Annotated in this window: 20 protein-coding genes and 1 other RNA gene; 6 read left to right on the top strand and 15 right to left on the bottom strand. The window is 36.4% G+C overall.

Features of this window, described 5'->3' with window-relative positions; genetic code table 11:
- Positions 1–993 (bottom strand): chorismate synthase, encoded by a 993-nt coding sequence (gene aroC, locus ACN5L8_RS09000; RefSeq protein WP_334677902.1) that lies wholly within the window; start codon positions 991–993, stop codon positions 1–3.
- An 83-nt stretch (positions 994–1076) separates the two neighbouring features.
- Here aroC and ACN5L8_RS08995 point away from each other — a divergent pair, with 83 nt between their 5' ends.
- Positions 1077–1790, top strand: coding sequence for a hypothetical protein (locus tag ACN5L8_RS08995; protein ID WP_334677901.1), 714 nt, complete (start codon positions 1077–1079; stop codon positions 1788–1790).
- On the opposite strand, the gene ACN5L8_RS08990 is transcribed toward ACN5L8_RS08995, so the two are convergent.
- Positions 1787–3181 carry a TolC family protein gene (locus ACN5L8_RS08990; protein ID WP_412473863.1) on the bottom strand — a complete coding sequence of 465 codons (1395 nt, stop codon included), beginning with the start codon at positions 3179–3181 and terminating at the stop codon, positions 1787–1789. The genes ACN5L8_RS08995 and ACN5L8_RS08990 overlap by 4 nt on opposite strands.
- Positions 3182–3310: 129 nt before the next feature.
- Between ACN5L8_RS08990 and rnpB the strand changes: the two genes are divergently transcribed.
- Together rnpB and ACN5L8_RS08980 are read left to right on the top strand one after the other, a co-directional pair.
- Positions 3311–3674: RNase P RNA component class A (gene rnpB, locus ACN5L8_RS08985), an RNA gene on the top strand.
- A 49-nt stretch (positions 3675–3723) separates the two neighbouring features.
- Entirely contained in the window at positions 3724–5742 is a 2019-nt protein-coding gene (locus tag ACN5L8_RS08980; protein WP_419172851.1) for a S9 family peptidase, read from the top strand.
- On the opposite strand, the gene ACN5L8_RS08975 is transcribed toward ACN5L8_RS08980, so the two are convergent.
- The 4 genes from ACN5L8_RS08975 to ACN5L8_RS08960 are packed head-to-tail and all read right to left on the bottom strand — an operon-like array spanning position 5734 to position 8613.
- Positions 5734–6162 carry a hypothetical protein gene (locus ACN5L8_RS08975; RefSeq protein WP_419172850.1) on the bottom strand — a complete coding sequence of 143 codons (429 nt, stop codon included), beginning with the start codon at positions 6160–6162 and terminating at the stop codon, positions 5734–5736. The two genes, ACN5L8_RS08980 and ACN5L8_RS08975, sit on opposite strands and share 9 nt — an antisense overlap.
- The gene (locus tag ACN5L8_RS08970; protein ID WP_412473866.1) at positions 6159–7187 is read right to left on the bottom strand and encodes an A/G-specific adenine glycosylase; all 1029 of its coding nucleotides are present in this window, start codon (positions 7185–7187) and stop codon (positions 6159–6161) included. The genes ACN5L8_RS08975 and ACN5L8_RS08970 overlap by 4 nt, the downstream gene beginning before the upstream one ends.
- Positions 7188–7208: 21 nt before the next feature.
- Positions 7209–7979, bottom strand: a complete 771-nt coding sequence (locus ACN5L8_RS08965) for a hypothetical protein (protein ID WP_412473867.1) — start codon at positions 7977–7979, stop codon at positions 7209–7211.
- Complete coding sequence (locus tag ACN5L8_RS08960; protein ID WP_419172849.1) at positions 7972–8613, bottom strand: helix-turn-helix domain-containing protein; 642 nt, start codon at positions 8611–8613, stop codon at positions 7972–7974. Before ACN5L8_RS08960 ends, ACN5L8_RS08965 begins: the two co-directional genes overlap by 8 nt.
- Before the next feature lie 223 nt (positions 8614–8836).
- On the opposite strand from ACN5L8_RS08960, the gene ACN5L8_RS08955 reads away from it, so the two are divergent.
- Positions 8837–9364 carry a pentapeptide repeat-containing protein gene (locus ACN5L8_RS08955; protein WP_419172848.1) on the top strand — a complete coding sequence of 176 codons (528 nt, stop codon included), beginning with the start codon at positions 8837–8839 and terminating at the stop codon, positions 9362–9364.
- A 199-nt stretch (positions 9365–9563) separates the two neighbouring features.
- On the opposite strand, the gene nadB is transcribed toward ACN5L8_RS08955, so the two are convergent.
- Entirely contained in the window at positions 9564–11129 is a 1566-nt protein-coding gene (gene nadB, locus ACN5L8_RS08950; RefSeq protein WP_114705790.1) for an L-aspartate oxidase, read from the bottom strand.
- Positions 11130–11131: 2 nt separating this feature from the next.
- The gene (gene nadC / locus ACN5L8_RS08945; RefSeq protein ID WP_419172847.1) at positions 11132–11983 is read right to left on the bottom strand and encodes a carboxylating nicotinate-nucleotide diphosphorylase; all 852 of its coding nucleotides are present in this window, start codon (positions 11981–11983) and stop codon (positions 11132–11134) included.
- Between the two features lie 105 nt (positions 11984–12088).
- Here nadC and ACN5L8_RS08940 point away from each other — a divergent pair, with 105 nt between their 5' ends.
- Positions 12089–13048 carry a ComEC/Rec2 family competence protein gene (locus tag ACN5L8_RS08940; protein ID WP_419172846.1) on the top strand — a complete coding sequence of 320 codons (960 nt, stop codon included), beginning with the start codon at positions 12089–12091 and terminating at the stop codon, positions 13046–13048.
- Here ACN5L8_RS08940 and ung read toward each other — a convergent pair.
- The 4 genes from ung to ACN5L8_RS08920 all read right to left on the bottom strand — a co-directional run bounded on the left by ung (position 12983) and on the right by ACN5L8_RS08920 (position 18415).
- Entirely contained in the window at positions 12983–13654 is a 672-nt protein-coding gene (ung, locus tag ACN5L8_RS08935; protein ID WP_419172845.1) for a uracil-DNA glycosylase, read from the bottom strand. The two genes, ACN5L8_RS08940 and ung, sit on opposite strands and share 66 nt — an antisense overlap.
- Positions 13655–13671: 17 nt before the next feature.
- Positions 13672–15849, bottom strand: coding sequence for an alpha-ketoacid dehydrogenase subunit alpha/beta (locus ACN5L8_RS08930; RefSeq protein ID WP_114705794.1), 2178 nt, complete (start codon positions 15847–15849; stop codon positions 13672–13674).
- A 116-nt stretch (positions 15850–15965) separates the two neighbouring features.
- The gene (locus ACN5L8_RS08925) at positions 15966–17057 is read right to left on the bottom strand and encodes a hypothetical protein (protein ID WP_334677894.1); all 1092 of its coding nucleotides are present in this window, start codon (positions 17055–17057) and stop codon (positions 15966–15968) included.
- A 251-nt stretch (positions 17058–17308) separates the two neighbouring features.
- Entirely contained in the window at positions 17309–18415 is a 1107-nt protein-coding gene (locus ACN5L8_RS08920) for a Glu/Leu/Phe/Val dehydrogenase dimerization domain-containing protein (protein ID WP_114705796.1), read from the bottom strand.
- A gap of 115 nt (positions 18416–18530) precedes the next feature.
- Here ACN5L8_RS08920 and ACN5L8_RS08915 point away from each other — a divergent pair, with 115 nt between their 5' ends.
- Entirely contained in the window at positions 18531–18839 is a 309-nt protein-coding gene (locus tag ACN5L8_RS08915) for a 2Fe-2S iron-sulfur cluster binding domain-containing protein (protein ID WP_114705797.1), read from the top strand.
- On the opposite strand, the gene ACN5L8_RS08910 is transcribed toward ACN5L8_RS08915, so the two are convergent.
- The 3 genes from ACN5L8_RS08910 to ACN5L8_RS08900 form a co-directional block, all read right to left on the bottom strand.
- The gene (locus tag ACN5L8_RS08910) at positions 18817–19515 is read right to left on the bottom strand and encodes a hypothetical protein (RefSeq protein WP_114705798.1); all 699 of its coding nucleotides are present in this window, start codon (positions 19513–19515) and stop codon (positions 18817–18819) included. The two genes, ACN5L8_RS08915 and ACN5L8_RS08910, sit on opposite strands and share 23 nt — an antisense overlap.
- 239 nt (positions 19516–19754) lie before the next feature.
- A complete protein-coding gene (locus ACN5L8_RS08905; protein ID WP_419172844.1) occupies positions 19755–20759 on the bottom strand; it encodes an NAD(P)/FAD-dependent oxidoreductase in 1005 nt (334 codons plus the stop codon).
- 107 nt (positions 20760–20866) lie between these two features.
- Complete coding sequence (locus ACN5L8_RS08900; protein WP_114705800.1) at positions 20867–22213, bottom strand: hemolysin family protein; 1347 nt, start codon at positions 22211–22213, stop codon at positions 20867–20869.
- Positions 22214–22394: the final 181 nt, after the last annotated feature.

Genomic DNA, 22394 nt, shown 5'->3' with positions numbered 1-22394 from the left:
TTAAACCTCGTATGCCTTTTGTCTTAAAAAATGATCTGCTAAAACGACTCTTACCATTGATTCCACGACAACAACTGCACGCGGAAGAATGCATGGGTCATGACGTCCTTCTTTTGCATTTGCGCCAACTGTTGAAGTGGGCTTAAATGTTAAATCTAAGTTAATCATCTCACCATTACTTATTCCACCTTCAATTCCACCAAAATTTGCACTATCACCGCTTACTTCTTGTCCACTCATATCGGCCATTTTCACACCTGCACCAAATGAGAATGCGACACAAGCTCCAATTGATAAAACAGCTTTTGCAAGATCTGCTTTCAGCTTATCAAAAGCAGGCTCCCCAAGACCGACTGGACAATTTTCAATATTAACGGAAATTCGACCACCAACAGAATCGCCCTTGGCCTTTAAATCAATCAAGTACTTTTCAATCTCTTGATCTTTACTAGGATCTCCAAAATTATAAGTTCCTAAATCTTGTGGAAAAGACTTAATTATATTTTCACATTCAAACGGCCCAAGCTTAGAAATAAAAGTATTAACTTTCACCTTAGGAAGAACCAAACTTGCAAAATAACCAGCAACAACACGTGCAACTGTTTCTCGCCCACTACTTCTTCCACCACCACGATGATCTCTAATTCCATACTTTAAATCATAAGTTCGATCAGCATGACCAGGCCTATAATTATCTTTTAATTTATCGTAATCCTTACTTCGTTGATTAGTATTTCGAATAATAACAGCGATTGGTGTTCCCAAAGTCTTATTTTCAAAAACACCTGAGAGAATCTCTGCCTTATCTGCTTCTTTACGGGCAGTCACTCCCTTTGAGCGACCAGGTGCTCTCTTATCAAGCATTGCCTGTAAATCTTCTAGATTAAAATCAAGACCACTTGGTACTCCATCAAGAACAACACCAAGTGCTGGGCCATGGGATTCACCAAAGGTAGTCATTGAAAACATTTTACCAAATATACTTCCGCGCATTATAACTCCTATCCCCTTATTATCACCTTAAATATACAAATATTCCAATCGCAGCTGCTAGGTAAATATGTTATTAATTATGAATGGAAAACTTAAAATACTTAAAAGATGTCATGAGCCTAGATAAAGTCATATTAGGCTTAAAACAAGCTAATAATGAAGAGTTAAAGCGTATTGAATTTCTTATTAAGCAAAAAGACAAGAAAGAAGAGGAAATTGCTCAACTACGTAATGATATCAAGCAAGCAAAAGAGCAGGTTACGGCCAGTGAAAAGTCGATTTTCGAAATAGAAAAAAAGCTAGAACAAAGTAGAGCAAATCTCAATGCTGTCACTAGTCAACAACAAGAAGAAGCATTAAGCGTAAGCATAAAAAAGCAAGAAGATGAGTTTGAAGGCTTACAAGATAAAACATTAGAGCTTCTAGAAATGATCGAAGAAAAAGAAGCTCTTCAAAAAGAGGCCATTGAGTTTATTACCGGTATCACAAATACAATTGATGAGATTCAAGCAGAGGTCGATCAAGGCAATAAGGCCAATGAAAGTAAAGTTTTAAGTTTGGAAAATCAAATTGAAGGACTTTTAAGTGAAGTACCTCCAGAAGCTGTGAAATTATATAAGATGGCCGCATCAAAACGGGCCCATGATGCTTGTACATTTCTTATTGGACAAAGTTGTGGCAGCTGTAAATTTACATATGCAGCAGGAGAAGTTGCTACTTTTAATAAAGGAATTGATCTGATTCTTTGCAAGGGATGCCAAAGGTTACTCCTTCCTGCACCCCTAAGAGATATTTAATAAAAATATTGTTCAAGCTTTCCGTAGATATCAAGTAAGTTGAAATATAATTTTTCTCTTCTACTAATATATTCTACGTATTTATTTTCAGTATTTATAAGGCGCTCTTCTGCACTTATCACGTTATCAAAGTCTGCTCGTCCCCTTGAATATAACTTATTATATTCTTTAACAGATAGTGTTGCTAACTTATGCCTTTTTAAAACTAAGTCGATTGTTTTATCAATTAATCGCATTGTATTTGTCAGGGCCTCAAGTTGATTCTTAGTTCTAACTCTAGCTAGTCTCTGTTGATACTCTGTATTCATACGATTAATTTTTGCTTGTTTTAATGAGTTCTCATCAGCACTAAAGCCAAGTGGAATAACTACCGTTAGTCCAACTTCTGTAGCATCATTATCAGAACCAAAAGTTCCATCACTAAAAACATTTCCGTTGTTTGCTGTGACAGTTGAATAGGCATTTGTCTTATAGGCACCCATTAATTCAATCGTTGGAAAAACTGAATTATCAAACTTTTCTACCGTCTTATTTAGAGACTCAAGTTTTTTGTTCAAAGCTTGTATTGTAAGGTTCGAGTCAATATTACCTTCTTCAATTGGATCTAACTTAGTTTTCTCAATACGATATAAGCTAATATCACTAAAGCGATGTCCTCTTTCGAGTTTACTTTCTAATGACTTTTTAAAAGTTTCTAATTGTGATTCCAATTCAGCATATTCTTCACTTACAGAGTTTACCTGTGCTTGTGCAGAATAGAGATCAACTCTCTCACGTAGTCCATCTCTTACCTGTTTTTGAACAAAGTTAAGTCTACGAACGGCCCTCTTCTTTGCTTCATCTTTTAGATTCAGTAATGTCTTTGTTTTTTTATAATCGAAATAACTTTCAATAAGTTCTAGTACATTTTGAGATCTTTGCGCATCAAATTCGTATTTTGTTGAATATACTTCCTGTGCAGCAATTTCTTTATCCATTTTGTCATTGCGGCCTAAGAAGTTCTTACCAAGATCTTGTGTATAACTTACTTCTTGATTATAACCTTCATATTCAGTGCCACCATTAAAGTCGATATAAGATCCAGTGATCGCAAACTTTCCACCATAGATATTTTCTTTCGATAATTCAGCTGCCGAAGTATAGGCCTTATATGTATTAATTAAATTTGGGTTATTAGGATTCGAAATAAGTTCTACGTTATTAAATTCATTCAACAAACTGAGGGTCCATGGTCTTTTATCATCACTTTGAAGTTCAAAATTAAGTTTTGCTAACTCAAAATTATATCCAGCTTGTTTGATCTCAGTAGAGTTTTTTAGATATTCTCTTACATAACTTTTAAGATTAGCACTGGCGTTTAATGATAGAATCGCCAATAAAATATATTTCATGTGGTCCCCACGTTATTACTTATCTTTATTACGAATGAAGTTTAAAAAAGTTTTACCAATTTATTCAACCCATGACTAGATACCGTGTAAGTCTTTGACATTCAGCGTGACATAGGGCATAAATCCAACAGAGTTAAGGAGACTATCGCTGGTTTATTATATTTCGGTATAATAGACGGGAGGAAAGTCCGGGCACCATACGGCAGCTTAGCGGGTAACGCCCGTCGGTCGCGAGACTAGGACAAGTGCAACAGAGAAGAAGTACAGGGGTTTGAACTCGATTGGGGTAGCTTCGGCCGGCCAATCAGTGACGAGATTTATCTCACCTGCTGTAGTGAAAATAGGTAAACTCTAGGCGGTGCAAGCTTGAATAGGTCAACTTATGGGGTAGCCGGCCCTTGTTGACGGGTTAAGCGCTCGAGCCAGTGGGTAACTACTGGCCTAGACGAATGATAGTCCAATACAGGACCCGGCTTATACCTTAACTCTATTTTTTACAAATGTGTCGTTTCGGCGACACATTTTTCATTTCAGGGGGAATAATGGAATATCCTAAACCAAAGAAAGTCTCGCATGAGACAAAGATCCACGACCAAATTCTAACTGATGATTATTTTTGGATGAGAAATCGCGAAAGTGACGATGATGTCATGAAGCTTCTCAATACAGAAAATGACCTTTTTAAAACATATCTAAAAAATAAAGGTAATTTGAAAGAAACAATCTTTGAAGAATTAAAGTCTCGTGAGCTTCAAACTTATGAAACTTGCCCTTATCCTCACGATGATTATGAATACTATGAACGCTATGAAGAAGGTAAAGACTACCCTATTCACTTACGTCGTCACTTAAAGTCTGGTGAAGTCCAAGTATGTTTAGATGAAAATGAATTGGCAAAAGGACACGACTTCTTAGACGTAGGAGCCTTTGATATCTCACCTTGCCACCGATATTTAATTTACACTGTTGATTATAATGGTGACGAACTATATGACTTATATATTCTTGATTTATCCACAAATAAGATCGTTCAAGAAGGACCAAAGAAGATTAGTTATTCACCATGCTGGTTTAATGACTCAAAGACTTATGCTTATATTGAAATGGATGAAAATCTTAGACCTTATAAAATCCATGTCACAGATATGGAAAACTCATTTGATAAAGTAGTCTACACTGAAGATTCAGGTGAATACTTCCTAAGCCTTGAAGAAACAATGGATCACCAATATATCCTAATCAATGTATCAGGATCTTCAAATAACAGTGTTCTTTATATGAAAGCTGATGCAAGTGATCTAAATCCAATTGAAATCTTTCCTAAAGAAGACAAAATTGAATATAGCGTTGAAAGTGATGGAGACGACTTCATTGTCCTTACAAATAAGTTTCATGAAAACTTTTCACTACTTAGAACTCCAATAATGACTCCTTCATATAAAGACGCAGAAGTAATTGTTGAAGGAACTAAAGAAAACTATCTAACAAACTTTAATACATTTAAAGATTTTATGGTCCTTCATTATCGCACAAAGGGACTTAATCGCTTTGCCATATTAAAAGATGAAAAGCGAATTGAGGCCAGCTTTCCTGAAGATGCCTACTTTGTAGGTGGTGGCGATAATGCAAACTATGAGACTAAGGTATTTCGCTATGAATACAGCTCATTAACAACGCCCACTACAACATTTGACTATGACATAGAAAGCAGTGAATCAAAGAAGATTCATCAAAAAGAAGTTCCTGGTTTCGATCAATCTAAATACGAAGTTGAAAGAACTTTTGCTCCTTCTCATGATGGTGCCATGGTTCCAATGACTATTATTAAAGCGAAGACAACTAAGAAGGGTGATCCTAATAAATGCCTACTCTATGGATACGGCTCTTATTCGATGTCGATACATCCATGGTTTAATCGCAATATTATCTCACTTCTTGATCGTGGATTTGTCTATGCAATAGGACATATCAGAGGAAGTTCAACCCTAGGTCGTCACTGGTATGAAAACGGTAAATTTCTTCATAAGAAAAATACTTTTGAAGACTTCTATGCCTGTGGAAAATTTCTCATTAATGAAGGCTATACTGTTAAAGGTAAACTTGGAATCATGGGTGGTAGTGCAGGTGGAATGCTTGTAGGAGCAACAATAAATCTTGATAAAGAAAACCTCATCGGAGCTGCTGTTGCGGATGTACCATTTGTTGATGTTTTAAATACAATGCTTGATGACACACTACCTTTAACAAAACTTGAATACGAGGAATGGGGAAACCCAAATGATAAAGAATATTTCGACTATATGAAATCATATTGCCCTTATACGAATCTTGAAAAAAGAGAGTATCCTGCAGTTCTTGCAATAGGTGGGCTTAATGATCCTCGTGTTACTTATTGGGAACCAATGAAGTGGACTTATAAGCTTAGAGACCTTGCTACAGACTCAAGAGTAAAACTTCTTTGGACAAATATGGAAGCAGGTCATGCAGGTGCATCAGGTCGATTTGAAGCCTTTAAGGAAGTCGCTGATATTTATACTTTTTTAATAAATGAATTAGAATAATTTTTCGAGGTCTTGGGGAGAAATCCCTAGGACCTTTGTCATCTTTGTCTTTTTTATCTCTTTTGACCAAATAAAACCGTTAATTTCATCACCATCTAAAATTAATTTCATATCACCTTCTCCTGATCCTGGACGAAGGCAATCTTCATTTGAATGAGGCTGCTTTGAATAATCAAAAACTCTAATCCAACCATCATCTTTTATTTCACGTATGATTGCGATATGACCACTGTCACCACTAATCGGTATAATATTTTTTCGCCAAAGGACGATATCTCCGACACAAAGCTCACTGAACTTCTGCTTAATTTTCTTAGATGATTCAATTGCATCAAAGAGTTCAAAAACACGACTAAATGGAAGATTGATCCCCTTATCTGTCAATTCTTCTTGAATGACACTCAGGCAATTAACTTTCATGATAACTTAGCTAGGGCCTTTGTTGTGGCCGTTGAAATATTTAATTTATCCGTAAGCTTATACTTTCTAAACTTACCACTAAAACGATCTTTAAATTCTTGTGTTGATAACTCTAGAATATAATTTGTAATCTTATACTTAGTGATGGCGGTCTTATATTTTTTCAATTTCTTATAAGATAGTTTTTTATCTAAATGAGGATATTGCATTAAGTTCTTATCTTCACTTTTTAAGATAAAAGTTGGACACTCAACTTGTCCAGCAAGCCATTCGTCATCAGACTTCTTATATCCTAAGATAGAATTATTCTCATTTACAATAATTCTTAAAAGCTCAAGTTCATAAGTCTTAGCAATTTTCTTAACAGGAATTTCTGGATACTCTAGTGGATCTTTAGTATTTCCTGCAATACATTTTTTCTTAACAGGACAACCAAGACAATTAGCACTTCTGGCCTGGCAGTAAATTCTACCAAGATCCATCAACGCTTCATTAATCTCACGGCCACCACATTTATTGATCTCTTTAAACTCACCTTCTTCAAACTTCTTTTTTAAAAGCTTTTGAAGCTTTGGTCCTTTCTTTCCTTGTATACCGTAAATTCGACTAACAACTCTTTCGATATTTGCATCTATTGCAAGTGCGTTCTTATTTTGTCCGATACTTAAGATTGCATTGGCCGTATACTCACCAATCCCAGTAATCGTAATTAGATCCTCATAATTACCTGGAATTTTCCCGTCGTAATTTTCAACTATATCAATGGCAGCTTTTCTTAAGTTGCGTGCACGTCGATAGTAGCCTAAACCTTTCCAAGCTACACAGATCTCTTCTTCTGAAGTTTTAGAAAGTGCATGGACATCGGGATATATTTTCAAGAATCTTTCAAAATGATTTTGAACAGTTCCAACAGTTGTTTGTTGCAACATAATTTCAGAGACTAATGTCTTATAGACAGTTCTATCTCTTCGCCATGGAAGGTCTATATAAGCGTCTTTTGACCATTCGAGTAATTTTTTAAACATGATTATTTGTAGCGATTTCTACTATTTTTGACAAGTTGCTTTTAAATTATCTGCTAATCTAAATAGATCTTCTGGATAAAATGGCTTCGTTCCAACGCCATGTACCTTTGCTCCGATATTACTTAGAAAATCAGTAAGTTCCCCATTTGCTTCATCAATGTCTGTTAATACAAAGAGATGTTTCGCATTTGAATTCTTTACCCAGCGAATAATTTTCTTTGTATTATTTCCACCTTTAGTTTGGCAAAGGTAGAGATCATTAGCAATTTCTTTAAGGGATGAATCAAAGGCCTTAATCGTTAATGGACAAGAATGTGATAGTCTTGAGACGAAGCTTCGACGATAACAAGTATCCCCGGACTTAGACCAATCAGCACGTCTTAAAGAAGCACTTGTATCAATCCATATTTCATATTTTGACTTTGGTTTCTCTTCAACTTTCTTTGCCTTTCCACAAAAGATATCAAAGTAGGCACCAGTACAGCGAATCATATTTGATTCAATTGTATTTTCAACTTCAACCTTTTTATTAACTTTTCCATATTCTTGATCAACATAATCGACAGCTTTATCATTTTGGATATAGCCTTTCTGAGGATCAAAACATCCTTCACCCATTGGAACACAATTTTCTTTTTCGTTTTGAGCTACTTTTCTATAATTGATTATTTTTGAATCTAATAACGTCGTCTTATTAGATGCCGCAGGAGAGATGAAGACGAATTCTACCGTATCAGGCAAGGAGAGCACTGACTGGGTAAGTAAGAATGCGAGAGTTAATCTCTTAAGCAATCATTCCCCTTTGTCTGAAATAACGAAATAAATCATTTCCTAAATCAACAATTAAATCACGAGCATCAATATCTAAGCTTAAAAAATCTGCTACATAAGCTTTTTGTCTTGGCGTTAGCTCTGCCATTCTTTGCTTTAGCATATCTTCATTACTTGTATCGGCCATAAATGGCATCGTTCTCGTTTTACCACCAATTTTTACTCTAGCATTGGCATTCATTTGAGCATTACCTGTTGAACCAGTTTTTAATGTATCAACAAGAGCATCTTCAAAACTTCCAGTAGGTATTTCTTCTTCCCTTGGTTGTTCCGGTGCTGATTGAGCTTGTGCTGCTGGTTGCTCTTTCTTTTCATCACCCTTATAGAACTTAACAAGTCTAATGAAGTGATCTGTAAAATGCTCTTCGACAAAATCAATCATTTCATGAAGTGGAATCTCAAGCTCCGCAGTTATTTTTGCTACTACTTGAGGGTTTATCTCCGTTGTCTTCATTGATAGAAAGCGTGAAATCGTTGAAACACCAAGCCCAGTTGCTTCGGCCAACTCTTTTTGAGTCATTGGGCCACGAACCTGCATGTATTTCCTAATAATCCCTAGGTAATCATCTAGTTTGTCTTTGTTAAATTCCGACATGAAATTCTCCTTGCAATTTGAAACATCATGCAAGTGCCTGATATTTCGATTACGTGCAATTGAGGTCCTAAAAAAAATCACCTCAAAAGTCCTTAATATCATTATCGGATTTAATTTTTATTTCTTGATGCAATTTTATTGCTTGACGCAATTAGTCAATTACCGCTATTATTGCATTGTGGATGAACAAATCCACTAATTAAGCAAGGCTTGGGGGGATCACATGGCCACATTAACAAACTTCATTATGCCAGAGAAACTATCAGACTTCACAAATGGACAATTTGAAGTGATTGAAAATGAGGTAGTAAAATCAAGTGATTTAAGTAACTTAACCGTATCTGGTTCTCTCTTCTCTCAAACTACTTTTGTCGCTGTTCACTTCAAGTCTTGCACTTTTTTTGGGTCAAAAATAAAACAGTGCAAATTTATCAACTGTGTATTTGAAAATTGCACCTTCGAATTTTCACATATTGAAGATTGCAATTTTGAAAGTAGCAGACTTGTTGGGAATACATGGAAGTATTCCACTTTAAAAGGCTCAAGTATTGAGGAATGTGAATTTGATCTTGTAACTTTTAAGGTCATTAAAGATGGAGACCGCAATCAATACGATATTTTTGAAGAAACACAAAATATCGAAGAAATAAAAGAAGAAGTTGAAGCAGTTTTAAGCTTTGAACAAGCATTAACATCTTCACCGAAGCAATGGGGGACAAATCTCATTAACTTCATTAAATCAGCAGCATAATTTTTAACTTTAATATTTAGCTGGCAATGGTGTTTATATCTAAAGTCTCAAGGAAAATACGGCCAGCCGCAAATCTAAATTGAGACGACATATCACAACCGAGTATAAAACAGAGGATGTTTTAGCGTAGGTAATCTCGCAACTAATAATTGCTCTTCGGCCAACTCTCTCTCATAGGTGTTGGCCTTCTTTTTTTTATTTAGAGCTTTCTGTAAAAGCAACCAATTGATTCTTTATTACGCATCGACGACTTTACGATCATCGTCGATACCTCAATAGCATTTCTTAAACCAATTAAGCTATCATCTAATTTACAACTTCGATAAAAGCGTGAAACTTCATCGTTAATTTCATTAAACATTGCAACCGCTCTTTTAAGACGATTAGTTGTTCTTGAAAGTCCAACATAATTCCACATGGTAAGTTTCAGAGTCATCCAATCTTGCTGGACAAGGGCCTTATCAATTGAAGCATATTCTTCACGCCAATCTTTTATTTGTAAATGAGAATATAAATCTTCATTTTTAACAGTCTCTTTAATATCCATGGCCGCAAGGTATCCCCATGTAAGGCCTTCTAAAAGAGAAGTTGATGCTAGTCGGTTTGCACCATGTAGACCTGAGCAAGAAACCTCTCCAACTGCATATAAGTTTTTAATTGAAGTTTGTCCCTTCATATCGATCTTTACCCCACCACATGTATAGTGAGCGGCAGGAACAACAGGAATTGGCTCATTTGTCATATCAACACCGTGTTCAAGACAGTGCTTATAAATCGTTGGAAAACGCTCTTTAATCCAAGTATCTTCTTTGTGTGAGATATCCAGGTAAACACATTCATGGCGTGTCTCAATTGTCTCTTCCATGATAGAGCGGGCCACAACATCACGTGGTGCTAGCTCCATTTCAGGATGATACTTCCCCATGAATCTTTCGCCATTACAATTAACCAGAATTCCACCTTCTCCTCTTACTGCTTCAGATACTAAGAAACGTCCATGAGAAGAAGAGTCATAAAAAGTTGTGGGATGAAATTGAATAAATTCCATATCAATAATATCGGCTCCAGCTCTTTTTGCCATTGCGATACCATCACCTCGACTAGCTCCAGAGTTAGAGTGATGTAAATATAAAGCCCCAACTCCACCTGTTGCTAATACAGTCTTCTTTGCCATGGCCTTTACTACGTTACCTTTTTCTTGATTTAAAAGGTAAGCACCTAAGATTTTTCTTTCTTCATATCTTTGAGAGATGGTAATTCCATGATGGGATGCTGTAATAAGATCAATTGCAGTATGAGCCTCCAAAAATCTTACCGTTGGATAACGCTCATTATCTTTTAAAAGGTTTAGAAGACTTATTTGAATTTCTTTTCCAGTATAATCTCCACGGTAGAGTATTCTTTCAATAGAATGGGCGGCTTCTTTTGTGTATTTTAGATTATTCTCACAATCTTTTTCAAAGTTAACCTTGGCCATTTCTAATAGCAGCTCATCAATCGCATTCTTTCCATGTTCTTGAAGGGTTGCGATGGCAAGTGGGTTTGATGTATTTGAAGAAGCAATTTGAATATCATCAAATAAAGCTTGATCATCACCTTTTGGATAGATTATTCCACCTTGGGCCCAAAATGTATTTGATACCTGTGGGTCTCTGGCACGAGTAACAATACCGACTTTTAAATGCTCTCCTGCAAGCTTTGCAGCTGTTGCAAGGCCAGCAATTCCACAACCTAGAATAAGTACATCAAAATCGTAATTGTCCAAATTTAGCCCCTACTATATTTAAGAGAGAGATCAACTGCAGGAGCATCGTAAGTAAGTGCACCAATGCTTATTGCATCCACTCCTTCAATTAGATATTTTTCAAGAGTATTTAATCTCACTCCACCAGATACTTCAAAAGTAACATCCGAAGGTTTTTCTTTTACTGCCTCTCTAATTTCATCTGGAGAGAAGTTATCAAGCATAATATGTTTTACGCCTTCATTAAGCGCTAACTTAAGCTCAGAAAGATCATGAATCTCAACTTCGATAGGAGTATAGAAAGAATTCTTTGACTTAAAAAAGTCGATGGCCTCTTTTACACCACCAAAGAAAGACTTATGATTATCTTTAACCATCCACATGTCACTTTGACCAAATCGATGATTATTACCACCACCAGTTACAACAGCGTATTTCTCAAGAGCGCGATAACCTGGAAGAGTTTTTCTTGTATCAAGAATCTTTACGCCACTACCTTTTGCCATGACAGCAAATTTATTCGTATATGTTGCTATTGATGAGGCCCTCTGAATTAAGTTTAAGGCAATCCTCTCCCCTGTTAGAGCGATGGAAAATGGAAGAGTGAAATGAATTTCGGCCATCTCATCTTTTTGATACTGACGTCCTTCATATTTTTTAAAATCTTCATATTTTAAATTAGCTCCAAGATAATTGAATGACTCTACAAAGTAAGGAAGGCCACATAGAATCATGTCATCTTTGATTTTTAAGCGACACTGTACTTCATCACTTGGAAGCGATTGAATATAATTAAGATTACGTGATAAATCATCTTCTTTGAAATAGTCCGCGATAGATTCTTGCAATGCTTTGTTTATAAGTAGATTTGTCATAATTAACTCCGTAGAAATAATTTCTACCATTTTCATTTTAGAAAAAAAACTCTCAAAAGATGAGTTTCAGCTGATATTTAGAGATTTCTTCCATATAAAGCTGCAATGCGTTTCAATATTATCTTTCTAGCTGCATTTCTCTTTATCAATCCACTAACTAATCAATTTAATTACAGATCATACCGCCCTGCACCCAAAATTAAGCTTCCAAGCAAAATAAAGAAGTCATTTAAAGAAAAGAGAAATTTCTACTTCTATCGCTCAGTTATAACTGGTCAGAAATGGGGACTTGATAAAAAATTAAAAAAGCGACTGTCACATTTGAATCTTATGCACTTGATGACACCATCCGGACTTCATCTTTCTTCTTTATTTCTAATTTTCTTTTTAATCAGAAGGAGGTTTAAGAGACCAACTCAATTCATAGAGCTTGTGATGTGTTTTATCTTTTATTTCTTTCTACCAGGATATTACTCTTTTCGAAGAGTTGCCCTATTAAGAAGTTTCTTTATTTTAAATGATATTAGAAAAACAAATTATACGAAAATGCAGATATTCATCTTTTTTCTTATAACGGATTTTCTTTTCGGAACATACCGCTTTGGCCATCTTTCTTTTTACTTAAGTACATTATTTCTAGCATTAATTTTTTCAATTAAAGACTTTCGAGTATATAAGATGTACTTACTCTTTTTTGTTGCTCAACTTTTTATCGCCCATAAGTTCTCGGGTGTTATTTATCCCGCATCAGTAATTCTCTCTCCTCTTTTAACAAGTCTATTCACTTTGGTTTATCCCATTCTATTTTTAAATCTCTTCTTCATTAAAATATGGAATTATTCAGAGGTATTAATAATAATCTATACAAAACTCGTTGAATTTTGTTTTGATATCGCAAATAGTATAGGATTTATCCATGTAAACTTCTTAATCTTAATTGGTATAATAATTTACACAAGGAAATCTAAAAATTATTCATTGGCCCTAATTACTATTGGACTAATTAGTGATTTCCCAAGAGACGGGCTTCAAATCATTCTCAATGAGATAGGCATTGGCCTTTGAAAATGGTTTTGAGCCAAAGAAGCCGCGATAAGAAGAAAGAGGAGATGGGTGAACAGATTTAAGAACTAAGTGCTTAGACTCATCAATATTCTTGCCCTTCTTTTGTGCAGGAGAGCCCCAAAGAATAAAGACTACATTTTCACATTGCTCATTAATCACTTCAATAATTTTGGCAGTAAACTTCTCCCACCCTTTTTTCTGATGAGATCCTGCCTGTGCTTTTCTAACACTTAAACAATTGTTAAGTAGCAGAACGCCTTCCTTTGCCCATTCTTCAAGAAATCCATGCTCAGGTACCTCGACTCCCAGATCTTCATTTAATTCTTTGTAAATATTTCTAAGAGAAGGTGGAATTTTTACACCTTTATTTACAGAAAAGCTTAAACCATGGGCCTGCCCTTCACCGTGATATGGATCCTGACCAAGAATAACGACTTTAACTTTTTCTAGAGGAGTTAAATTTAATGCTGAAAAGAGCTCTTCTCTTTTAGGAAAGATCTCACCATCTTCTGAATTTAAAAATTCAGAAAGTTCACGCATATAATCTTTTTGGAATTCGTCTTTAAGGTAAGTTAGCCAGCTCTTATCATTTAAGAATTCAATCATAAGAGCTGGCCTTTATTTTAATAACTTAGAAGTTTATTAAGTTGTTCGTATACGTCTGAAACTTGTGGAAGAATATAATCTTCTGAAGTTGGACAATATGCAACGTGAGAGTCTTTTGCAGCAACACGAAGGATTGGAGCATCAAGTGCTTCAAAACATTCTTCGTTAACACATGCAGCGATTTCACCAGCAAAGCCTGAAGTTTTCGTTTCTTCGTGACAAATAAGAAGACGATTAGTTTTTTCAAGTGACTTCTTAATTGAATCCATATCAAATGGAGCAAGAGTTCTAAGGTCAATAACCTCAATCGTCTTACCAGTTTCAGATTCGACTTTCTTAGCGGCATCAATTGATTTTTGAACTAATGCACCCCAAGCAACAACAGTTGCGTCCGCTCCTTCTTTTGCGACACGGGCCTTACCAAATGGAATCATATATTCTTCACCTGGATCTGCAGTACGGTTATAACCTTGGTAGTAAAGGTGCTTGTGCTCTAGGAACATAACTGGATCATCTGATCTAATTGCAGTTCTTAAAAGCCCAGCTGCGTCCGCCGCATTAGATGGGAAGACAACTCTAATACCTGGAACGTGAGTAAATAGTGACTCTCCACATTGAGAGTGATAAATCGATCCACCTCTTAGGTATCCACCGATTGGAACACGTACAACCATTGGACACTTAAAGTCTCCACCTGAACGGTAGCGAGTCGTCGCCATCTCATTCTTAAGTTGCATATAAGCAGTCCAGATATAATCGAAGAATTGAATTTCAACAACAGGCTTAAGACCTCTCATTGCCATACCAATTGCACGACCGATGATATTTGCTTCTGCTAGTGGTGAGTTAAATACTTGTCCTTCTAAAGATGCTCTTTGAACACCTGAAGATACCTTAAATACACCACCTTTACCTTTTAGTTCTGGATCTTTTAATTTTTCTAGATCAGAGAAATCGGCAACGTCTTCTCCAAACATTCTTAGAAGTGGGTTCTTAGAAAACTCAGAGCGAAGAACAGCATTAATTGCTGATGCCATTGGAATATCTGTTTTTCCTTCAAATGAACCTTCAGTTTCAAAATCCGATGAAGTTGGATCAACATCGTGAGAATATAAGTGATCAAGTGCAGATTCAGGAGCTGGCCATTCAGTATCAACAGCTTCTTTCATTGCACGTCTTACATCAATCGTTACTTCTTCAAGAAGATCGTTAACTTCTTTCTCAGTCATTACACCAAGCTCAATAAGAGTCTTTGGGTAAGAGTTAAATACGTCGATTTGCTTTTCTTCAGCAAGCTCATCTTTTGTACGATACATTGACTGATCATCAGAAAGAGAGTGTGAGTATGGACGAGTTACATGAGAGTGAAGAAGAACTGGCCCCTTTCCTTCTCTAATATGCTTTGCTGCTTTTTCAGCGGCCTTATAAGATTCAATAGGACAATTACCGTCACATTCAATAATCTTTAAACCAGGAAATTCATCTAGAGCTTTAGAGATTGATCCACCTGGAGTTTGCTTAGAAGTAATTGTTGAAATGGCATAACCATTATCTTCAACGTGGAAAAGAACAGGAAGTTTATTAGCACAAGCTGTTGTTAGACCTTCCCAGAACTCACCTTGAGCAATCGTTCCATCACCACATGAAGTATAAACAACTTCAGCATCTTCAACTAAGAATTTTGATGTATCGTAATTATGTTTTTCTTTTAATTCTTTAAGAGCAAGTCCTGCTTCAGCAACACCACATGCCTGTAGAAATTGAGTTCCAGTACATGAAGACTTTTGAACGATATTTAGTTTTACATTCCCCCAGTGAGCTGGCATCTGACGGCCATGAGTTGCTGTATCTCCAATGTTACCATTTGCTTGGCAAAGCATTTCATATGGAGTTACACCAAGACCTGTACATAGTGCTCTATCTCGGTAGTAAGGAATAAACCAATCGTGAGCAGGCTTTAGAACTTTTGCAAGAGCTGTTAAAACACCTTCGTGTCCCGCTCCAGAGATTTGGAAGAAAGCTGTTGATTGTTTCTTCATTGTGATCTCAGCATCGTCTAGCTTTCTTGAAACGAAAACATTACGAAGCATCCAAGTTAGATCCTCTTTTGAAAGATTGTACTTTTTAATAATCTCTTTTTTCTTATCTAATTTGTTAGATCCCACAGTTGATCCTTTTGCAGTTTTATCAAGCATTTAACGCCCCTTTTTAAGTGGGGCTAGCTTACCAATTTTAGTGCAAAAGGTGCACATGCTGTGCATTAAAATAGAATATAAGTTTTGACAAATTTCAGGTATTTAGAAGATTAACTTTAAAAACCACTAGAGATTCCTAGCACATATCGGCGATCGACCTGTCCTCTGAAGTCTGAATCTGTTGTATCAACAGCATAAGTTGAGAGATCAAACTCCATTTTTCGCGTTCTAATCCCAATTCCTCCGGAACCAAAACCGTCACCGTAACCTAAACGGAAATAGAAAATACGACGTAAATCAAACTCTAAACCAAGTCCAAGCTTTCTAATAGTGTCGACATTCGAGTACTCACCTAGCGCATCTTTATAATTTAATTCCATGTGAACACGCATCGTTCTACCTATTTGAGGTGTAAGCGAAAGTCCTAAGTCAAAAGTTTGTTTGATATCAGCTGGTGCTGCTGGACCTCCGGTCTGCTCAAAACTTGTACCACCTGTATTATGTGAAGTGATGGCAAGAGTTGGGAGAAATGTGTATGGAAGAGTTAAGCGAAAACCAGTAGTAAAAAATAACATTTTACCTTGGTTGTAGGCCGTATCAGGTAGATCTAGTGCAACCGCTGGATCAGCTGTCCCGATTGCTTCCTTTCTAAATAGATAAGTTGCGGTAGCACCTATTTTTACGATTCCACCAAAGAGTGAAAAGTTAAAAGCTGCGTATGGACCGTGATCAGTTCTTTGTGCATATTCAAATTGGTCACCAGCTTGATCACCAATAAAAGCTCGTTGTTGAACAGCATAGACATATCCCATAGAGAAATAGCGAGTTGAGAAGTTTGGCATCATTTGGAAACGACTATGTGAAACTGTTCCCTTATTTTGATTGAGAAGTTTTCTTGCACCCTCAAGCGATAGTGCATCAAAAATATCACCGGCGTTACCAGTTACATCTCCACCAAAGAGAGTCTCCATCCAGCCCTTATTGGTTTCAAATTGAAAATTTGAAAGGTGGAAGTGTTTTCCACGATATGTTCCAAGACCTGCTGGGTTATAGAAAGCAGCGGATGCATCATCTACTTTTGCAATAAATGCATTTCCCATGGCAAGGGCACGAGATGAAGTGACAATCTCTGGAAAGACAGCATCCTCAAATTGTATTGCATAAATACTTGAGTGAATTAATAGGAGTAATAAAATCAACTTCTTCACGGAGTTAATTTTACCTTAAGAAGACCTTAATATTAACTCGTGGCACAAGATGCCGACATAAACAAAAAAGGCCCGTAAAAACGGGCCCTTATATCGAAAAATATCTATCGATTCTCATTTCAATAGCTTTCCCATTGCTCCTGAGGCAACAAAGCCTGCATAAATGCAGGCTTGTTGAATATATTTCTTTATTTCATTGCAATGGGAGCTAGCCTAGCGTCCAATAGACTGGCCTTAGCCAGTCAATGACGCTAGCGCTTCTTTCTACCAGGAAAACGGTGTCCTACGTGACCTAGGAACTTCCCTTGGATATTCTTAATTGATTCAATTCTTGATTCTGCAAGGATATCAGTTGCTTGATAAACTGGAATATCTTGTTCTTCAGAAATTTCGAAAATCTTCATAGTTGTATCATAGATTGTATCAACCATTCTGATTGCCTTATCTTCTGACCAACCTTCAAATTCAATTGAAACGTTCATTAGACCACCAGCATTGATTAGGTAATCTGGAGCGTATAGGATTCCTTTTTCTTTAAGGATTTTTCCGTGACGATTTTCTGCAAGTTGGTTATTTGCAGCACCAGCAACGATCTTACAATTTAGACGCTCAATCGTTTCATCATTGATAGTTGCACCAAGTGCACATGGAGCATAGATATCCATCTTCACATCGTAGATTTCATCAATTCCTACAACCTTTGCATTTGGAACTTTTTCTTTGAAAAGTTCAAGGTTCTTTTCATTGATATCACAAACGTAAACTTCTGCACCTTCATTGTATAAGTACTCACCTAGGTAGCGACCAACTGATCCAGCACCTTGAAGCGCAACAACTTTACCTTTTGGTGAACGGTCTCCGTAAACTTTCATACAAGCTGCTTCGATACCTCTGAAAACACCGCGAGCTGTCCATGGAGAAGGGTTACCTGAACCACCATGAATTTCAGCAACACCTGCTACATTATTTGTTTCAGTAAATACGTGCTCAATATCATCAACACCAATATTTACATCTTCTGCTGTAATATAACGTCCATTTAAAGACTCTAGGAAACGTCCGTATGAACGGAAAAGAGCTTCTGACTTATCCTTTTCTGGATCACCAATAATTACGGCCTTTCCACCACCAAGGTTTAGACCAGAAACAGCTGCTTTATAAGTCATCCCTTTTGAAAGTCTTAATACATCATTGATTGCTTCTTCTTCTGAATTATATGGCCACATTCTAGTTCCACCAAGAGCTGGTCCTAAAACTGTGTTATGAATCGCAACGATTGCCTTTAGGTTACAACTTGGGTCACTGAAAAAGATAACTTCTTCGTGTCCATCTTTGTATAGTCTCTCAAAACTAGGCATGCTTAATCTCCTTAATTGATTGCAATAATTACCCGAAATTTCATGGCAATTTAAATTGCTTAAAATAGTGCTACAATAGTGAAAAGAACAATAAACTTTCAAGGATAAAAACTGTATGCACAAAGCGTCACTAATCGATGAGAATGGGCAAAGTACTGAATTTACGATCGATGAAAATCAAAGTATCTTTGACGCACTTCAAGATCAAGGCAAGACTTTACCTCATGGATGCTTGAGTGGCTCTTGTGGCTCATGTCGTATACAGATCATTGAGGGAAAAGAAAACATGAAAAAACCAGGTATCATTGAGCAAAACACAATTGATGCAATAGCTGGTGAGCATCCAGAAGTTGAAGAAGGTAAAATTAGAATGGCCTGTCGAGCTAAGGTTCTAGGTGATATTAAATTTTCTTCTCTAAAATAAGTTGAATTAAAGCACGAAAGTGCTTAATACGATCAAAGTCCCAAGACTTATTTCCATCTTTATAAAAATCTAATCGTTCTTGATCTAAGACAGTAATCAGATGATCAACATCATTAACGATAATATATTGTTCATCCTTAAAAAGAGCAGATTGAATATCCACCATTCCATCATTTCGACCGACACGATTATAAATATAATTACGGCTTGATTCTAAAAGAGACTCTCGCCCATCTTGAGCATCAATAAAGGTAATGAATTGTAAAAAGTTAACATCGCCTAGAACCTTCATGACTTCTTCTCGATGCTCACTCATATACTTTTTTCTTTCGGCCGTACCTACAGACTGCATTCCACTAATGTCACCACCAAGAAGGTAGAAGGCCCAGCCAATTAACGTTTTCGTCACTGTTCCATCAATAAAGTAATCAGCAAGAACTGATCCACGAAACGGAGATTGCATTGTCACCCAACCCACTACGCGATCTTTCACTTCTGGATGGTTTATTAAAACTTCTAGAAATTCAAGACCACCTTTAGAGTGACTTATAATAAGTAGTGGCCCTTTAATCTTATCTAACTTTGATTTAATGAAGCGTGCATTCTCTTTAACCGGTGCCTCTGATTCCACAATAATTCTTTTAAAAGGAATCTTGTGCTCTTCTAATAGCTCCATATAATCACTAAAGTAATCACCTACAAAATAGGATAGGTTTAAAATTTGACCTGATTTCTTTATTGCTGATTGAGATAGAATTCCTGGTAAGAAAACGACTGTAAGCTCTCTTAGCCTTGCTATTTCTTTTTTAGATAATTTTGGTTTTGATTGATAGAGACTCTTATAATGAGTTGTTTTATTTAAGGCCCAGACAACTTCTGTCCTAAAGACAGAAGTTATCAGAGTAAATATAAGAACTAAGCTAAACCTTTTGATGTTAATAATGCTGCCCTCTTCTTACGGCGAATTTTGGCGTTAATATCATCTAGAGAATCAACGGCCATATCCCATGCTGTATAAATTTGTTTCTTCTTATTGGCCCTCAGGTCACCGGCAACATAGAAATTTTCAATATTCGTTTCACCTTTTTCATTGCCTAGAACGTAGCCACGTTCATCAACTTCTGCGCCAATGGCCTTTGCTAATTCATTATAAACGATAGTCCCGAGGGAAACAAAAGAAAACGCTGACTCTAAAGTTCGCCCACTTGCAAATTTATAACCTTGAACCTGTCCTTCTTTACGATCTCCAAGTACATCCACAATTTTTTCCGTGAAAACTTCAATATTATAAGCTTTGATTAGAGTTTTAACTTCATCGCTAAAGTCAGGAGTCTCTCCATTTGTTAGGATCGACATCGAAGGAGTGTTGTACCTCTCCTTGAGCATCACAGCAACCCACACGGCCCCTGAAGTGTGCCCTATAATCGATGTGTGCTTATCATAGACATGGTGTCCATCACATCTTAAACAGTAGTCTACTGTTTGTGCATTAGCAAAAGGAAGAATTGGTTTAATGCTGTCGTTAAAATGAGGCTGAACATCCATGATCCCAGTACAAAGGACCACATAGCTTGCTTCATACTCACTTCCATCACTATCAATGAGCTTAAAAGAGCCATCATCATTTTTTGTGACCTCTGTGACACCTTTTCCTTTTACGAAAGTGAGATTATCTTTAAATTCAGACTCTTGAATCCACTCAAGAGTTTCCCTATTAGGTTCTTCGATCCCTTTTTTATACTTATGTGTACCAGGCATATTCTCAACCTTATAGACCCACTTCTCACGTGAACGCTTCTTATCGCGAGGAGAACCTGGAAACATCACAACTTTATCGTTATTTAATACACCTCTTAGTGTGGCCATCATTCCTGCGGCCCCGCCACCAATTACTGCAATATCAAATTTTTCGCTAGACATAATTTTCTCCATCTATGTTTCTCAATAAGTATAGACTAACAAAAAGAGGGAATCTAATAGATTCCCTCTATATAAAGATATATTAACTATATGATGAAATTAGATAGTTACTTTACTGGAATATCGACAAGATCCTCACCTGAGTCGACTGCTTCTTTGGCTTCTTTCTTAGAGAAGAAATGCTTTTCACCATCGACATCTTTGATTTTGACCTGCTTGATCTCATAATCAAAAACTTCAATTAGTTCAAAACTATAACCTTCCCAAATAATAATCTGACCAGATTCAGGGAAGTTATTACCAAGCATATCAAGTAGGAAACCTGCTAGAGTTGAATAATTATCATTAAGTGGAATCTTAATATCATAGTCATGATCAAGATCTCTTAAGTTAGTGGCCCCATCAATATCCACACCGTCGATAAGATCATTTTGTTCATATTCTTTTGTAATCTGATCGATATCATCATCGTGCTCATCTTGGATTTCTCCAAGTATCTCTTCAATGATATCTTCAAGAGTAATAATACCAACGATTAAACCGTTCTCATCTTTAACAAGTGCCATGTGAACTTTCTTGCGATTCATATGATCAAATACGGCCTGTATCTTCATATGCTCGTAGACAAAGAATGGCTCTCTTAAGTGTTCAGATAATGTGAAGTTATCGCGCTGATCCTTCTTGATGAATGCAAGTTCCTTAACGTGAAGGAAGCCTTCAATATTATCAACTTCACCATCACATACTGGATAACGAGAGTGAATTGATTCCTCAATTTCACTAATAACTTCTTTATAAGAGCTACTAACTTGAATTGTTTTGATTTCCCTACGAGGAATCATAATATCCTTAACCTTAATCTTAGGAAACTCTAAGATCGAGTTAAAAAGATCAATTTGCTTGTGATCAATCGTATTTTCTTTTTCTGCTTTTTGAATCATAAACTCAAGATCATCTTTTGTTACAATTCGACCTGTAAGTTGAGCATTTTCACCAAGAACAGTATGGATTAACCACACCATGATCTTAATCACAGGATAAAGAAGATAGTAGAAAATTTGAAGAACTCGAATAACGAAAAAAGACATACTTTCAGCGTGTGTACGAGCAAAAGTTTTTGGAATAATTTCACCAAAGATTAAAATGATAAACGTCGTGGCACCAACAGCAATTCCTATGGCATCATCGGCAAAGAGACGAGTTGCTAGAACTGTTGTAAGAGATGAAGCAAAAATATTAACGACGTTATTCCCTACGAGAATCGTTGTTAGAATCTCACTTGGACGATCAATCATAAATGCAATGGCACGTCCCTTTGCTCCACCTTCTTGAATAAGCTGGCTTGCTCGGTCATGAGGAATTGATAGCAACACGGCTTCAGAGCCAGAGAAAAAACCTGAGCCAATAAAGCAAACGATTAGTGAGACAATTTCAAGGCTACTAACATCAGTCATTGCCTTGTCCTAGTTTAAACGAAATGGAGTTGGAGTTTTTTAAGAAACAACAATAAAGCGGAGGTTCTATAAAATGTATCCTTGTTACGGGCATAGAGAGATTATCTCACCCTGTTCAATAGTTAATATTTTATCAGTATTCCTGATGTGATTCAATACATCATAACTCTATAAATTTCAA

This window comes from Halobacteriovorax sp., assembly GCF_048381875.1.
Taxonomy (GTDB): domain Bacteria; phylum Bdellovibrionota; class Bacteriovoracia; order Bacteriovoracales; family Bacteriovoracaceae; genus Halobacteriovorax_A; species Halobacteriovorax_A vibrionivorans.
The sequence above is the reverse complement of the archived record's forward strand: the minus strand, read 5'-3'. Positions and strand labels throughout refer to the sequence as shown.

Coding starts and splice junctions, on each gene's coding strand:
- aroC (WP_334677902.1), bottom strand. CDS start 993: ATGCGCGGAAGTATATTTGGTAAAATGTTTTCAATGACTACCTTTGGT.
- ACN5L8_RS08995 (WP_334677901.1), top strand. CDS start 1,077: ATGGAAAACTTAAAATACTTAAAAGATGTCATGAGCCTAGATAAAGTC.
- ACN5L8_RS08990 (WP_412473863.1), bottom strand. CDS start 3,181: ATGAAATATATTTTATTGGCGATTCTATCATTAAACGCCAGTGCTAAT.
- ACN5L8_RS08980 (WP_419172851.1), top strand. CDS start 3,724: ATGGAATATCCTAAACCAAAGAAAGTCTCGCATGAGACAAAGATCCAC.
- ACN5L8_RS08975 (WP_419172850.1), bottom strand. CDS start 6,162: ATGAAAGTTAATTGCCTGAGTGTCATTCAAGAAGAATTGACAGATAAG.
- ACN5L8_RS08970 (WP_412473866.1), bottom strand. CDS start 7,187: ATGTTTAAAAAATTACTCGAATGGTCAAAAGACGCTTATATAGACCTT.
- ACN5L8_RS08960 (WP_419172849.1), bottom strand. CDS start 8,613: ATGTCGGAATTTAACAAAGACAAACTAGATGATTACCTAGGGATTATT.
- ACN5L8_RS08955 (WP_419172848.1), top strand. CDS start 8,837: ATGGCCACATTAACAAACTTCATTATGCCAGAGAAACTATCAGACTTC.
- nadC (WP_419172847.1), bottom strand. CDS start 11,983: ATGACAAATCTACTTATAAACAAAGCATTGCAAGAATCTATCGCGGAC.
- ACN5L8_RS08940 (WP_419172846.1), top strand. CDS start 12,089: ATGCGTTTCAATATTATCTTTCTAGCTGCATTTCTCTTTATCAATCCA.
- ung (WP_419172845.1), bottom strand. CDS start 13,654: ATGATTGAATTCTTAAATGATAAGAGCTGGCTAACTTACCTTAAAGAC.
- ACN5L8_RS08930 (WP_114705794.1), bottom strand. CDS start 15,849: ATGCTTGATAAAACTGCAAAAGGATCAACTGTGGGATCTAACAAATTA.
- ACN5L8_RS08920 (WP_114705796.1), bottom strand. CDS start 18,415: ATGCCTAGTTTTGAGAGACTATACAAAGATGGACACGAAGAAGTTATC.
- ACN5L8_RS08915 (WP_114705797.1), top strand. CDS start 18,531: ATGCACAAAGCGTCACTAATCGATGAGAATGGGCAAAGTACTGAATTT.
- ACN5L8_RS08910 (WP_114705798.1), bottom strand. CDS start 19,515: ATGGAGCTATTAGAAGAGCACAAGATTCCTTTTAAAAGAATTATTGTG.
- ACN5L8_RS08905 (WP_419172844.1), bottom strand. CDS start 20,759: ATGTCTAGCGAAAAATTTGATATTGCAGTAATTGGTGGCGGGGCCGCA.
- ACN5L8_RS08900 (WP_114705800.1), bottom strand. CDS start 22,213: ATGACTGATGTTAGTAGCCTTGAAATTGTCTCACTAATCGTTTGCTTT.